This is a genomic window from Streptomyces sp. SM10 (assembly GCF_002910915.1).
In the GTDB taxonomy this organism is placed as follows: Bacteria; Actinomycetota; Actinomycetes; order Streptomycetales; family Streptomycetaceae; genus Streptomyces.
In genome coordinates this window covers 157,542-171,978 of record NZ_NEUF01000186.1, presented here as the reverse complement: position 1 = coordinate 171,978, position 14,437 = coordinate 157,542, and the positions used below count along the sequence as shown (strand labels likewise).

The window sequence follows — 14,437 nt, the reverse complement described above, 5'->3', positions numbered from 1 at the left end:
GAGCCTCGGCCTCCGGTGGGGGCCGGGCCCCTGAGGCCCACCGGGGATACCCCCGGTCAGGCGGAGGGGCGCGGGCCGACGAGGGACGCGACCGGGCGGCGGGGAAGGGCCGGGCTGGGGGCCGGAGAGCATTTGGCATATGCCGGAGTCAGGTTCTGCAGCTCACGGGCTCACCCTCTCAGATGTGCGCCCCTCTGCACGCCCGTGCGACTCCGTACGGGAGAATGGCCCGGTGACCTCAGCTACCGACTCGCCTCTGCCTGCCGTGACCCGGCTGATCGCCACCGATCTGGACGGCACCCTCCTGCGCGACGACAAGACCCTGTCGGACCGTACGACCGCCGCTCTGGCAGCCGCCGAAGAGGCCGGGATCGAGGTCTTCTTCGTGACCGGAAGGCCCGCGCGCTGGATGGACGTCGTGAGCCCTCATGTCCAGGGCCACGGCATGGCCATCTGCGGGAACGGGGCCGCGGTCGCCGATCTCCACGAGGGCCGCCTGCTCAAGGTCTATCCGCTGGACCGTGCGATCGCCCTGGACATGGTCGCCGTCCTGCGTGAGGCCGCGCCCGGTGTGTCGTTCGCCGTCGAACTGACCACCGGGATCCACTACGAGCCCGCCTACCCGCCGTTCCACATGGATCCGGGTGCCACGGTCGCCCTGGCGGAGAAGCTGCTCCACGAGGAGGCCCCCGGCGCCGGCACCCCGGTCCTGAAGGTCCTGGCCCACCACACCGAGCTGGCCCCGGACGCCTTCCTCACGCTGGCCCGCGACGTCGCGGGCGACCGTGCGTCGTTCACCCGGTCCAGCCCCACCGCCCTCCTGGAGATCAGCGCTCTCGGAGTCTCCAAGGCAGGTACTCTCGCCGCCTGCTGCGCCGAGCGTGGGATCGCACCGGCCGAGGTGGTCGCGTTCGGGGACATGCCCAACGACGTGGAGATGCTGAGCTGGGCCGGCGCCTCGTTCGCCATGGGCAACGCCCATCCCGCCGCGGTGGCCGCCGCATCGGGTGTGACGCTCACGAACGACGAGGACGGCGTCGCGGTCGTCATCGAGCGGATCCTCGCCGCACGCTGAGACCGGCTCCGGAGCCGCACGGCGCCGCGCGGCCCGGGCGGTCCCGGCCGCCCCGGTCCGAACCGGGTCCCGGCAGTCCGCGCGGTCCCGGACCCGGCAGTCCGGGGCGGTCCGGACAGTCCGGGGCGGTCCTGACAGTCCGCACCGTCCGCGCGGAGTCACAGCGGGACCTGCCAGGTCACCGTCGTACCACCGCCGTCCGTTCCGGGCCCGGGCCCGAACCAGCTCGCGCCGCCCAGCGACTCCGCACGCCTGGCTAGGTTCCGCAGGCCGCTGCGCCGCCCGCCCTCCGGGATGCCCACCCCGTCGTCCACCACCGTCAGCCGTACCGCGTCCCGCCCGTCGGGCAGCACGGAGGCCGCGTCCACCACGACCTCGACGCGCGAGGCACGCGCGTGACGGAACGTGTTGGACAGGGTCTCGCGCAGAGCGGCGATGAGGTTCTTCCCCGCGAGCTCGCCCACCAACGAGTCGACGGGACCCAGAAATCGGTGCGAGGGCGCGAAACCCAGGGGCACCGCCGCCATGTTGATCTCCCGCAGCACCCGGGTCCGCAGCCCCGAAGGCGCCTCGGCCGGTTCCTGCTGCAGCGCGAAGATGACGGTCCGGATCTCCTGGATGGTGACGTCCAGTTCGTCGACGGCCCGCCCGATCCCGGCCTGCACCGCGGGGACCGGAGAGCACCGCTGGGCACCCTCCAGCATGATCCCGGTGGCGAACAGACGCTGGATGACGAGGTCGTGCAGATCCCTGGCGATCCGGTCACGGTCCTCGTAGACGACCAGTCTCTCCCGGTCCCGCTGCGTCTCGGCCAGCTTCAGGGCCAGGGCGGCCTGAGCGGCGAAGTGCGAGGCCAACGTCCGTTCCGTCTCGCTGAAGGGCCGCCCTCCCCGGACCCGCGGGATGGAGAGCGCCCCCAGCACGCGTCCTCCGCTGCGCAGGGGGAGCAGCATGTGCGGCCCGAACTGGTCGGCCAGTCTCGTGACCATCCGCGGGTCCGTCGCCGAGTCGTCCAGGAACACCTCCTCGCCCCTCAGGAGGGCCGCCACCACCGGGCTCTGCGGCGGGATGATCACGCCGAGGGACGCGGAGGGCCTGTCCCCGGCGACGGCGACGATCTCCAGCCCTCCTGCGGCGGCCGGCAGCAGCACGATTCCGGCCGCCGCGTCGGCGAGCCGGCGTGCCTGTTCGGCGACGACCGTGAGCGCCTCGTCCGCGTCCCCGCCCGAGAGCAGGGCGGTGGTGACGGCCACCGAGCCGTCGATCCACTGCCCGCGCTGCCGGGCGTCCTCGTACGTCCGGGCGAGGCCGATGGCGATCCCGGCCTCCGTCGCCAGCACGCGCAGCATGTGGAGCTCGTCGTTCCCGAAGGCGCCACCGCCGTGCTTCTCCGTCACGTACAGGTTGCCGAAGATCTTTCCCTGGACCCGGATCGGAACCCCGAGGAAGGTCCGCATCCTCGGGTGGGCGGAGGGGAACCCGGCGAAGCGCGGGTCGGCCTCCAGCTCCTCCAGCCGGATGGGCACGCCCTCCTGGATCAGGGCGCCCAGGAGACCGGTGCGGCCGTCGGGCGGCCGGCCGATCGCCCGTCGGACCTCGTCGGGCACCCCGTGCGTGATGAAGTCGCAGAGGCTGTCACCGGGGCGTTCGACGACGCCGATGGCCGCGTAGCGCGCGTGGGCGAGTTCGGCCGCGGTCTCACAGATGCGCTCGAGGGTGGAGTGGAGCTCGAGGCCCGTCCCGACGGACCTCGTCGCTTCCAGCAGCTGCGGAACGCGCGCGGTCAGCTCGGCGGAGAGCCCTCGCAGGCCTCCGGTGGCCCGCGGCGCGGCTCCGGGCGAGTCCTTGGGATCCGGCTCCGGCATGACCCGAGCCTAGTAAGGACGCAATGGTCCGGAAAGTCGGGCGGTGCCGGGGCCGCCCGACCTCAGGCCCGTACGGGCTCCGCTCCCCTCGGCCGACCCTGCTCCGGGGCTGCCCGCGCCGGCTCCTGCTCACGTTCGAGCATCCGGCGCAGCGGACCGTCCTGCCCCGCCAGGGCGGCGTACGGCCCCTGCTGCACCACATGGCCCCCGTCCAGCACAAGGACCTCGTCCACCGCGTCGAGCCCAGCCAGCCGATGGGTGATCAGCACGGTCGTGCGCCCCTCGGTCGCGGCCAGCAGATCGGCGGTCAGCGCGTCCGCGGTCGCCAGGTCGAGGTGTTCCGCGGGCTCGTCGAGCACGAGTACGGGGAAGTCGGCGAGGAGCGCACGGGCCAGGGCCAGCCGTTGGCGCTGGCCGCCGGAGAGCCGGGCGCCGTGTTCGCCGACCATCGTGTCGAGGCCGTCGGGCAGGGACTCCGCCCAGTCCAGCAGCCGGGCCGCGGCGAGGGCACCGGTGAGCTCTCCCTCCGTCGCGTCGGTGCGGGCGAGCCGCAGATTCTCGCGGACGGAGCTGTCGAAGACATGAGCGTCCTGAGCGCACAGTCCGACGAGGGTCCGGACCGTGTCACCGTCCAGCGCGGAGGCTTCGGCCCCACCGAGGCGGTACGTCCCCTCCCGGGCGTCCAGGAAGCGGAGAAGGACCTGGGCGAGCGTCGTCTTACCCGAACCGGACGTGCCCACGACCGCGACGCGCCTGCCGGCGTGGAGCGTCAGGTCGACGGAGTGCAGGGCGTCGCGTTCCGCGCCCTCGTACCTGGCGGAGAGCCCCCGCACCTCGAGCGGGAAGGGGGAGTCGGGCGCCTCGGCCGGCCGGTCCGGTTCGGCGACCGGCACGGGAGCGTCCAACACCTCGAAGACACGCGCCGCGCTGCGCTTGACCCGCTGGCGGTACTGCACCGCGAGCGGGAGTCCCGTGACGGCCTCGAAGGCGGCGAGCGGGGTGAGGACGACGACGGCGAGCTCCACGCCCTCCAGCCGTCCGCCGAACACCGCCGGCAGCGCGACGAGCGCCGCGCCCACGACCGTGAGTCCGCAGATCAGGGCGGAGAGTCCGCCCCCCAGCGCGGTCGCGCCCGCCGTGCGCGAGGCGATCCTCGTGAGAACCGTGTCCGCCGCGCGGACCTGGTCCTTACGGTCGGCCAGGGCACCCGCGACGGTGAGCTCGGCCGTCCCGCCGAGGAGATCGGCGACACGGACCGCCAGTGCGGCCCGGGCCGGAGCCAGTCGGCGCTCGGCGTGCCGGGCGCAGGCTCCGCTCAGCCATGGCACGCCCACTCCCGCGAGCAGCAGGCCGACGGCCAGGACGGCACCGGCCTCCGGCAGCATCCAGCCGGTGAAGGCGACGGACCCCGCCCCGACAGCGACCGCGGTTCCCACGGGCAGCATCCAGCGCAGCCAGTAGTCCTGCAGCGTGTCCACGTCGGAGACCAGCCGGGACAGCAGGTCTCCGCGCCGCGCCGCCCGGAGACCTGCGGGCGCGACGCGCTCCAGACCCCGGTACACGGCCACCCTGAGTTCGGCGAGCATCCGGAGCACCGCATCGTGCGACACCAGCCGCTCGGCGTAGCGGAAGACGGCCCTGCCCATGCCGAAGGCCCGCGTCGCAGTGACGGCGACCATCAGGTACAGCACCGGAGGCTGCTCGGAGGCGCGGGAGATCAGCCATCCGGAGACGGCCATGAGACCGACGGACGACCCCACGGCAAGACTGCCCAGCAGCAGAGCGAGACCCAGCTTCCCGTGCTGGGAACCGGCCGCCTCCCTGACCCTGGCCAGTACGCGGCCGCCTGGCCCGGGCACGGTGTCCTTGAGCAGCCCGGCGGTGTCCCCGCGGAGCCCGGCGGCGTCCCCGCGGGAAGGCTCCCCCGGTTCCAGGTGGCCTTCCAGGTGGCCGGCATCGTCCCGGGCAGCCCGAGCGGCAGGAGGACCCGGAACCACGGGGCCCGGTCCCACCCGGCCGGGCCGCGCCCCCGGTTCCAGCGCCACCACCCGGTCCGCGACCGAGAGCAGCGCCGGCCGGTGCACGACGAGCAGCACGGTACGGCCCGCGGCCAGCCTCCGCACCGCGTCGACGATGACCGCCTCCGTCTCGCCGTCCAGACTCGCCGTCGGTTCGTCGAGGAGCAGCAGGGGCCGGTCGGCAAGAAAGGCCCGCGCCAGCGCGAGCCGCTGCCGCTGCCCCGCGGAGAGCCCGGCACCGTCCTCACCCAGCAGCGTCCCGGCTCCCTCCGGGAGAGCCTCCACGAAGTCGTGGGCCCCGGCCTCCCGCAGTGCGGCCGCGACCGCCGCGTCGTCCGCGTCCGGGCGAGCGAGCCGTACGTTCTCCGCGATCGTCCCGGCGAAGAGGTGGGGGCGCTGGGGCACCCAGGCGATCTGCTCGCGCCAGCGCTTGGGGGAGACGGCGGACAGTTCGGTCCCGCCGACCCGTACCCGGCCCTCGTCGGGTGCCGTGAAGCCGAGCACCACATGGAGGAGCGTGGACTTGCCGGCCCCGCTGGGGCCCACCAGTGCGACGGTCTCCCCCGGCTCGACCACCAGGGAGGCTGCTTCCAACGAGGGTTCCGTCCGCCCGTGGTGCCGGACCGTCACTCCCTCCAGCTCCAGCCTCAGCGACTGCGGCACGCCCTGGGATCCCACGGCCGCGGGCTCGGTCTCCAATACGGCGAAGATCTCCTCCGCGGCCGAGAGCCCCTCCGCCGCCGCGTGGTACTGGGCGCCGACCTGGCGGATCGGCAGATAGGCCTCCGGCGCCAGGATGAGAACCACCAGCCCCGTGTAGAGGTCGAGCTCTCCGTGGACGAGACGCATCCCGATCGTCACCGCGACCAGAGCCACGGAGAGAGTCGCCAGCAGCTCCAGCGCGAAGGACGACAGGAAGGCGATCCGGAGCGTCCCGAGCGTGGCCCGGCGGTACTGCGAGGTGATGGTGCGGATCGACTCGGCCTGGGCCTTGGCCCGCCCGAACACCTTGAGTGTCGGCAGTCCGGCGACCACGTCGAGGAAGTGGCCGGAGAGGCGTGACAGCAGCCTCCACTGCCGGTCCATCCGGGACTGGGTGGCCCAGCCGATCAGGATCATGAAGAGCGGGATCAGGGGCAGTGTCACCACGATGATCGCCGCGGAGACCCAGTCCTCGGTGACGATCCTGGCCAGGACCGCCACGGGCACGACGACCGCGAGCCCGAGCTGGGGGAGGTAGCGCGAGAAGTAGTCGTCGAGGGCGTCGACGCCTCGGGTCGCCAGAGCGATCAGCGACCCGGTGCGCTGCCCGCTCAGCCAGTCCGGCCCCAGGCCCGTGGCCCGCTCCATGAGTCGGCCACGCAGTTCGGACTTGACCGCGGAACTCGCCCTGTGGGCGGCCAGTTCGGTCAGCCAGGCCACCAACGCCCTGCCCAGGGCGACGGCCGCCAGCAGAAGGAGCGGTGTGCGGAGTCCGGCAGCCGTCAGGCCGTCCTGGAACCCGCCCACCACCACTTCGGCGAGGAGCATGGCCTGAGCGATGACCAGGACCGCTCCGACCAGGCCAAGCGCCACCACGGCAGCCAGGAAGAACCGGGTGGCGCCGGCGTATCGGAGCAGACGCGGATCGATCGGTTTCACGTGAAACAGCTCCCCAGTGAGCTCATGCCGCTCGCTCAGCCAGTTCAGTACACGGGGTGGGTTCAGTACGTCCCGTCAGCGGTCGCCACGTCTCGCGGTGACCGCGCAACGGGTTCACTCAGTGGGCGTCGGCGATGTGGTGCGTGCCGATGCGCTTGCGGAACACCCAGTACGTCCAGCCCTGGTAGAGCAGCACCACCGGAGTCGCGATGCCGGCGCACCAGGTCATGATCGTGAGGGTGTACGGGCTGGACGAGGCGTTGGAGACCGTCAGGTTCCAGGCGTCGTTCAGCGAGGACGGCATGACGTTCGGGAAGAGCGTCAGGAAGAGCATCGCGACCGCCGCCGCGATGGTCACACCGGAGAACGCGAAGGACCAGCCCTCGCGCCCTGCCGTGATGGCACCGATGGCCAGGACCAGCGACGCCACGGCGACGATCATCGCCACCAGGCTCCGCCCGTTGCCGTTGTCCGCCTGCGTCCAGACGAGGAAGACCAGCGCGAGCACCGCGGCGGCCGGGCCCAGCCTGAAGGCCAGCCGACGCGCCCGGTCCCTGATGTCGCCGACCGTCTTGAGCGCGGCGAAGACCGCCCCGTGGAAGGTGAAGAGGAACAGCGTGACCAGTCCGCCCAGGATCGCGTACGGGTTGAGCAGGTCCCAGAGGGTGCCGACGTACTCCATGTCGGCGTCGATCTTCACTCCGCGGACGATGTTCCCGAAGGCCACTCCCCAGAGGACGGCGGGGATCAGCGAGGTCCAGAAGATCGCGTGCTCCCAGTTGGTCTGCCAGCGCTCCTCGGGCCGCTTCGCCCGGTACTCGAAGGCCACCCCGCGCACGATCAGGCAGACAAGGATGATCAGCAGCGGCAGATAGAAGCCGGAGAACAGCGTGGCGTACCACTCCGGGAAGGCCGCGAAGGTCGCGCCGCCGGCACTGAGCAGCCAGACCTCGTTCCCGTCCCAGACCGGCCCGATCGTGTTGATCAGAACCCGTCGTTCCTTGCGGTCCCGTGCGAGCAGCTTGGTGAGGACCCCGATTCCGAAGTCGAATCCCTCGAGGAAGAAGTAGCCGGTCCACAGAACGGCGATGAGCACGAACCAGACGTCGTGGAGTTCCATCTCTCAGCTCCGCTTGATCTCAGTAGGAGAAGGCCATGGGCCGGTCGGCGTCCTGGTCGTGGCCGCCGATCCGGGTGGGCGGGTCGAGGTCGGCCTCGGTGAGCTCGGGCGGTCCGGCCTTGACGTACTTCAGGAGGAGCTTGACCTCGATGACCGCGAGCACCGCGTAGAGCGCCGTGAAGCCGATCATGGAGGTGAGGATCTCGCCCTGCGACACCCCGGGGGAGACCGCGTCACGGGTCTGGAAGACCCCGTAGACCACCCAGGGCTGCCGCCCCATCTCGGTGAAGATCCAGCCCCAGGAGTTGGCGATCAGCGGGAAGAGCATGGTCCACAGGGCGGTGATCCAGTAGAGCCTGGCGAACTTCGGGCTGAGCACCGTGTTCCTGAAGAGGACCAGATTCGGCACCTCGTCCTCACCGGTGCGCAGCGACGGCGGCAGCAGGAACTTCCGGCGCGTCAGCCACAGCCCGAGCAGACCGAGCCCGAACGACGCCATACCGAAGCCGATCATCCAGCGGAAGCTCCAGAACGCGACCGGGATGTTGGGCCGGTAGTCGCCCGGTCCGTACTTCTCCTGCTCCGCCTTGTTGATGTCGTTGATGCCGGGGATGTACGAGGTGAAGGTGTCATCCGCCAGGAAGGACAGTATTCCGGGGATCGATACCTCGACGGTGTTGTGCCCCTCGGCGACGTCACCCACCGCGAAGAGCGAGAAGGGCGCTCCGCTCTCGCCCTCCCACAGCGCCTCGGCCGCGGCCATCTTCATGGGCTGCTGCTTGAACATCACCTTGCCGAGCACGTCACCGCTGACGGCGGTGAGCATGCCCGCGACCACCACGGTGACCAGTCCGAGCCGCAGGGAGGTCCGCATCACCCGGATGTGCCTCTTGCGCGCCAGGTGGAAGGCGGCGATGCCGACCATGAATGCGCCGCCCACGAGGAACGCCGCCGTGATCGTGTGGAAGAACTGGGCGAGCGCGGTGCTCTGCGTGAGGACGTGCCAGAAGTCCGTCAGCTCCGCGCGGCCGCGCTTCTCGTTGATCCGGTAGCCGACAGGATGCTGCATCCACGAGTTGGCGGCCAGGATGAAGAACGTCGAGAGGATCGTGCCGATGGACACCATCCAGATGCAGGCGAGGTGGATCTTCTTCGGCAGCTTGTCCCAGCCGAAGATCCACAAGCCGATGAACGTCGACTCGAAGAAGAAGGCGATCAGCGCCTCGAAGGCGAGCGGAGCGCCGAAGACATCGCCGACGAACCGCGAGTAGTCGGACCAGTTCATGCCGAACTGGAACTCCTGCACGATCCCGGTGACCACGCCCATGGCTATGTTGATCAGGAAGAGCTTGCCCCAGAACTTCGTGGCCCTGAGGTACTTCTCGTTCTCCGTGCGCACCCAGGCGGTCTGCAGGCCGGCGGTGAGCGCCGCGAGAGAGATCGTCAGAGGGACGAACAGGAAGTGGTAGACGGTGGTGATGCCGAACTGCCATCGCGCCAGGGTCTCTGGTGCCAGAGCCAGATCCATGACTCTTCTCCTTACGTCGCCGTGATCACAGCCGCATCTCGCCCCGTCAATCCACCCGATCACGGGAGGAAACGGGACGCGCTTGTGAACGCGTTCACATTCACAAGCATTATGGCGCACATGTTCTGGAGGCTGTCGGGTGGGGGGGTGCTTTCCGGCCGACCCGGTCGAGCCGTCCGAAACCGGGCACCCCGCACAGCAGCTCACCGCCAGGAACGACGGTGGCCCCGGACCTCGGCGAGCGAGGTCCGGGGCCACCGGAGTCCGTCGGGCGGTGCCGCCCCGACTACAGCTCCTGGCGGAAGGACTCCGCCACCTTCAGGAACACGTCATTGGCCTCGGTCTCCCCGATCGTGACGCGCACGCCCTCACCGGCGAACGGCCGCACGACCACACCCGCCCGCTCGCAGACCCCGGCGAAGTCGAGCGTGCGGTCACCGAGCCGCAGCCAGACGAAGTTCGCCTGGGACTCCGGCACGGTCCAGCCCTGCCTCACCAGACCGTCGTGCACCCGGGCGCGCTCACCCACCAGCGATCCCACCCGCCCCAGCAGCTCGTCCTCGGCGCGCAGCGAGGCGACCGCCGCGTCCTGGGCGACCTGGCTCACACCGAACGGGACCGCGGTCTTGCGCAGCGCCGCAGCCACCGGCTCGTGCGCCACGGCGAAGCCGACCCGGAGTCCCGCCAGGCCGTACGCCTTGGAGAAGGTCCGCAGAACGGCGACATTGGGACGGTCCCGGTAGATCTCGATGCCGTCCGGCACGTCGGCGTCCCGGATGAACTCCTTGTACGCCTCGTCGAGCACCACCAGGACGTCGTCCGGCACACGGTCCAGGAACCGCTCCAGCTCCGCCCGGCGCACCACGGTGCCGGTCGGGTTGTTGGGGTTGCAGACGAAGATCATCCGCGTCCGGTCCGTGACCGCACCGGCCATGGCGTCGAGGTCGTGGACCTCACCGGAGGTCAGCGGCACCTTGACCGACGTCGCACCGCTGATCTGCGTGATGATCGGGTACGCCTCGAACGAGCGCCAGGCGTAGATCACCTCGTCACCCGGGCCCGAGGTGGCCTGGAGCAGCTGCTGGGCGACACCGACCGAACCCGTCCCGGTGGCGAGGTGCGAGACCGGGACGCCGAAGCGGTCGGCCAGCTCGTTCATCAGGCCGGTACAGGCCATGTCCGGATACCTGTTGAAGCCGGAGGCCGCGGCGAGCACCGACTCCATGACGCCCGGCAACGGGGGATACGGGTTCTCGTTGGAGGAAAGCTTGAAGGCGACCGGTCCTTCCGCGGACGCCGGCTTGCCCGGCACATACGCAGGGACGCCGTCCAGCTCGGCACGCAGCTTGGGGCTCGTCTCGCTCACCGCAGGTCCTCCTCGACCGTCCGTACACATCAATACTGCTCACCTTATGAGGATTGGGCATCCGTGCGAATGGCCAGGATCCGAAATCGCCCGCTCCGGCAGGAAAGGCCGGTCCTGCGCGCCTCGGGCAGGCTTCGGGAGGGGGAGCACTGCGCATCTCTCCGCGCGCCGGTCGCTCACTCCGTGGCGCGCATCCCTCGAACAGGTGAGTTGAGACCTCTTCGAGACATGGGCCATTTAGCAGGTTCATGCGCGTCGATGCATGACACATTGATCCACAAGCCACCAACGCCCTTGATTTGCAAGGCATTTACACGTTTACGATCATGCAGAAACGTGCCTGTCAACGTAGGCATATGCGACCGGCCCAACCCGGCTCCGGAGCCCTACTATCGGCTCGCCATGACAGCAGCAGGGAAGCACCAGGTGAGCCGGACAGAGACGCCCCGGCGCAGCGGCCGGCAGGGACGGGCAGGGATCCGGGATGTGGCCGCGGCGGCCGGGGTCTCCATCACGACCGTGTCCGACGCCCTCAACGGCAAGGGCAGGCTCCCGGACGCCACCCGCCGCCATGTCCGCGAGGTCGCCGAACGGCTGGGCTACCGCCCGTCCGCGGCGGCCCGAACCCTCCGTACCGGAAAGTCGGGGCTCATCGGCCTGACCGTCACCACGTACGGGGATGAACCTTTCACCTTCACCGAGTTCGCGTACTTCGCGGAGATGGCACGAGCCGCCACATCAGCCGCGCTCGCCCGCGGCTACGCCCTCGTGATCCTTCCGGCCACCTCGCGCCACGACGTCTGGTCGAACGTCGCGCTCGACGGAACCGTCGTGATCGACCCCTCCGACCAGGACCCGGTGGTCACCGAACTCCTGCGCCAGGGACTGCCCGTCGTCTCGGACGGGCGGCCGGCGGGCACGCTTCCGGTCACCGCCTGGGTCGACAACGACCACCGGGCGGCCGTCCTCGATCTGCTGGATCACCTCGCGGCCGCGGGAGCCCGCCGCATCGGACTGCTGACCGGCACCACCACCGACACCTACACCCGCCTCTCCACGACCGCCTACCTCCACTGGTGCGAGCGCGTCGGCCAGGATCCCGTCTACGAGTCCTACCCGGCCCACGACCCCTGTGCCGGCGCGGTCGCCGCGGACCGTCTCCTCGCCCGCCCCGACCGCCCCGACGCCGTCTACGGGCTCTTCGACCCCAACGGCACGGATCTGCTCGCCGCCGCGCGCCGCTACGGCCTGCGGGTGCCCGAGGACCTCCTGCTGGTCTGCTGCAGCGAATCCACGGTGTACGCGTCGACCGAGCCGCCCATCACGACGCTCTCGTTGAAGCCCCGCAGAATCGGCACAGCGGTGATCCAGCTCCTCATCGACGCCATCGAAGGGGTCGAGCACGACGGCCCCGTCGAGCAGGTGATACCGACGGAACTCATCGTCCGGACGTCCTCACAACGGCGTCCGCCGCGCACCACGGTCAGTGCTCCTCGATCACCCGCCGGGGACTGATCGGATTAATCCGGACCAAACGGCCGATGAACCGGGTGTACGCACGGATTCACCACCCCTGGTGCGTCACACAGCACGATCCGCATTCCTATGATGGGCGCACGACACCGCGGACCACCTCTACCAGGCAGGGCCCGTCAGGTGTACGGAGGCGCGACGGTGGTGGAGGGGTCGATGACTCAGGGGGCCGGTCAGGAACCCGTAGTGCGGACTGCGACGTTGCGTGACTTCCGCGTACCGCCGTATGCGCAGGTGCCGAGGGAGCCGCTTCTGCCGCACCCCGGCAACGTGGCGGTGGGCGACGAGCCGCCGGAGGGGTACACCCCCACCGAGCGCGATCTGCCCGTGATCAACCGGGGCGACACCGTCCAGGTGCAGGCGGTCCCCGAGACCCGGCCCACCGGCGAGACCGGCCGCGGGCCGCTGTTCGTCGTCGGCGACGTCCACGGCTACCTGGACGAGCTCCTGGCCGCGCTGCACGAGCAGGGCCTCGTCGACGCCGACGGCCGGTGGTCGGCCGGCACCGCCAGGTTGTGGTTCCTCGGCGACTTCACCGACCGCGGCCCGGACGGCATCGGTGTCATCGACCTCGTCATGCGCCTCTCGGCCGAGGCCGCGGCGGCAGGCGGGTACTGCAAGGCCCTGATGGGCAACCACGAGCTGCTCCTGCTCGGCGCGAAGCGGTTCGGCGACACCCCGGTGAACTCCGGAGCGGGAACCGCGACCTTCCAGGCCGCCTGGCTGCTCAACGGCGGCCAGAAGACGGACATGGAGCGGCTCCAGGACGTCCATCTCCAGTGGATGGCCCGGCTCGACGCGGTCGTCGAGGAGGACGGGCATCTGCTGATGCACTCCGACACGACGGCCTACCTCGACTACGGGTCCACCGTCGAGGACGTCAACGACACGGTGCACGCCATTCTGACGCGGAACGACGCCGACGAGTGCTGGGACCTCTTCCGCAAGCTCACCAAGCGGTTCGCCTTCCGCGACGAGGGCGGCGCACAGGCCGTCCGCGACCTCATGTCGACGTACGGCGGTCAGCGCGTCGTCCACGGTCACAGCCCCATTCCGTACCTGCTCGGCGAGGTCGGGTCGGAGGAGGGCGAGGACGTGCAGCGGACCGTGGTGGACGGCCCGCACGTCTACGCGGAGGGGCTCGCCATCGCCATGGACGGCGGAGTGACCATGGCCGGAAAGCTGTTGGTCGTCCAACTCCCCCTGCATGACTGACGAGTGCCGGGGAAGACGCATCACGACCTGACACCGTCGACGGCTGGGCCTATTTCCGGAAACCCCCTGTCACCCCGCGCCGTAGGCGCTCTACCATCGGCGTATCAGTAGCAGGCTCTCCTCCGTTTCCGCCCGATCGCCCGGCCCGCACGGTCGGTCAGGCCCAACGGAGCATCGGGGGATGCACATGAAAAGCGCTCCGCACCTGCTGGCCGAGGACCGCCCCGAGTACGAGCGGATCCTTGCCGACGCGCTGCGTCACGCCCGCGAGCGGCCGGATCCGGACGGGGTCGGTGACCGTCTCAACACGGAACAGCTGCGGACGATGGCGCTCGACGCCACTCCGCTGATCACCGGGGCCGCCGCCACCGAGTACGACCACTACGTGAAGGTCCGCGGCGAGCTGCGCGGGCCGGGCGAACCGGATGCCCACGCGTCCGTCCTCGGGGCGGCCACGGACGAGGCCGACCCCACGGGGGCCGGCACCCTCGCGATGATCACCGTGCTCACGCCCGTCCTCGCGGGTACGGCCGCCCTGATCTTCCTGCTGATCGGGTACATCCTCTCGGCACTCAGCCCCGCCCCCGCCTTCGCCGGAACGATGGTCGCCGCCGGCTGGTTCTTCGCCGCCGTGGCCGCCGCCGCCATCCTGGCCGCCGCCGTGGGCCTCCTGGTCACCGCGGTGCGCAACGGCTCCACCGCACTGCCCGCGGTGGACGAGGAGGAGGAGCTGCCGGAGGACGTCGCGCGCGCCCGGGAGGCCTGGCGCCACGCCCTGCTGGAACGCGGCGTCCTGCCCTTCCTCCGGGACGCGCTGGCCGACCCGACCGCGGGACCCGCGTCGCGGACAGCCCACCGGTCGGCCAGCCGGATCCCGAAGATCGGCTACAGCAGACCGGAATTCTCCGGGCCGGAGGACGGACCCTCGGCCGGTCCACGCCCGACCTTCACCAGCCCCGACTTCACCAGCCCGGACTTCGGCGGCCCGGAACACCAGCCGGAGTGATCAGGGCAGCGTGATCAGGACCGTGTAATCCGGACGGCGTGATCCGGACGGCGTGATCCGGACGGCGTGA

Annotated in this window: 9 protein-coding genes; 4 read left to right on the top strand and 5 right to left on the bottom strand. The window is 70.7% G+C overall.

What is annotated here, in order from left to right; all coding sequences use genetic code 11:
• Positions 1-232 precede the first annotated feature (232 nt).
• Entirely contained in the window at positions 233-1,075 is an 843-nt protein-coding gene (locus B9S57_RS32335; RefSeq protein ID WP_103760707.1) for a Cof-type HAD-IIB family hydrolase, read from the top strand.
• A 158-nt stretch (positions 1,076-1,233) separates the two neighbouring features.
• Here B9S57_RS32335 and B9S57_RS32330 read toward each other — a convergent pair whose 3' ends face one another.
• The 5 genes from B9S57_RS32330 to hisC all read right to left on the bottom strand — a co-directional run bounded on the left by B9S57_RS32330 (position 1,234) and on the right by hisC (position 10,613).
• Positions 1,234-2,940, bottom strand: coding sequence for a GAF domain-containing protein (locus tag B9S57_RS32330; RefSeq protein WP_103760706.1), 1,707 nt, complete (start codon positions 2,938-2,940; stop codon positions 1,234-1,236).
• A gap of 62 nt (positions 2,941-3,002) precedes the next feature.
• Positions 3,003-6,599 (bottom strand): thiol reductant ABC exporter subunit CydD, encoded by a 3,597-nt coding sequence (gene cydD, locus B9S57_RS32325; protein ID WP_103760705.1) that lies wholly within the window; start codon positions 6,597-6,599, stop codon positions 3,003-3,005.
• A gap of 118 nt (positions 6,600-6,717) precedes the next feature.
• Positions 6,718-7,719: a cytochrome d ubiquinol oxidase subunit II gene (gene cydB / locus B9S57_RS32320; protein ID WP_103760704.1), complete on the bottom strand. Its 1,002-nt coding sequence runs from the start codon at positions 7,717-7,719 to the stop codon at positions 6,718-6,720.
• Between the two features lie 19 nt (positions 7,720-7,738).
• Positions 7,739-9,247 (bottom strand): cytochrome ubiquinol oxidase subunit I, encoded by a 1,509-nt coding sequence (locus B9S57_RS32315; RefSeq protein ID WP_103760703.1) that lies wholly within the window; start codon positions 9,245-9,247, stop codon positions 7,739-7,741.
• 286 nt (positions 9,248-9,533) lie between these two features.
• Positions 9,534-10,613: a histidinol-phosphate transaminase gene (gene hisC / locus B9S57_RS32310; RefSeq protein ID WP_103760702.1), complete on the bottom strand. Its 1,080-nt coding sequence runs from the start codon at positions 10,611-10,613 to the stop codon at positions 9,534-9,536.
• Positions 10,614-11,015: 402 nt separating this feature from the next.
• Between hisC and B9S57_RS32305 the strand changes: the two genes are divergently transcribed.
• The 3 genes from B9S57_RS32305 to B9S57_RS32295 all read left to right on the top strand — a co-directional run bounded on the left by B9S57_RS32305 (position 11,016) and on the right by B9S57_RS32295 (position 14,367).
• Positions 11,016-12,128, top strand: coding sequence for a LacI family DNA-binding transcriptional regulator (locus B9S57_RS32305; RefSeq protein WP_103760701.1), 1,113 nt, complete (start codon positions 11,016-11,018; stop codon positions 12,126-12,128).
• 159 nt (positions 12,129-12,287) lie between these two features.
• Positions 12,288-13,361: a metallophosphoesterase gene (locus B9S57_RS32300; protein WP_258036730.1), complete on the top strand. Its 1,074-nt coding sequence runs from the start codon at positions 12,288-12,290 to the stop codon at positions 13,359-13,361.
• A 181-nt stretch (positions 13,362-13,542) separates the two neighbouring features.
• A complete protein-coding gene (locus B9S57_RS32295; protein ID WP_103760700.1) occupies positions 13,543-14,367 on the top strand; it encodes a hypothetical protein in 825 nt (274 codons plus the stop codon).
• The last annotated feature ends 70 nt before the right edge of the window (positions 14,368-14,437 follow it).

Bases quoted from the DNA above. Each gene is read 5' to 3' on its own strand.
- B9S57_RS32330 (WP_103760706.1), bottom strand. From the start codon at position 2,940: ATGCCGGAGCCGGATCCCAAGGACTCGCCCGGAGCCGCGCCGCGGGCC.
- cydB (WP_103760704.1), bottom strand. From the start codon at position 7,719: ATGGAACTCCACGACGTCTGGTTCGTGCTCATCGCCGTTCTGTGGACC.
- B9S57_RS32315 (WP_103760703.1), bottom strand. From the start codon at position 9,247: ATGGATCTGGCTCTGGCACCAGAGACCCTGGCGCGATGGCAGTTCGGC.
- B9S57_RS32305 (WP_103760701.1), top strand. From the start codon at position 11,016: ATGACAGCAGCAGGGAAGCACCAGGTGAGCCGGACAGAGACGCCCCGG.
- B9S57_RS32295 (WP_103760700.1), top strand. From the start codon at position 13,543: ATGCACATGAAAAGCGCTCCGCACCTGCTGGCCGAGGACCGCCCCGAG.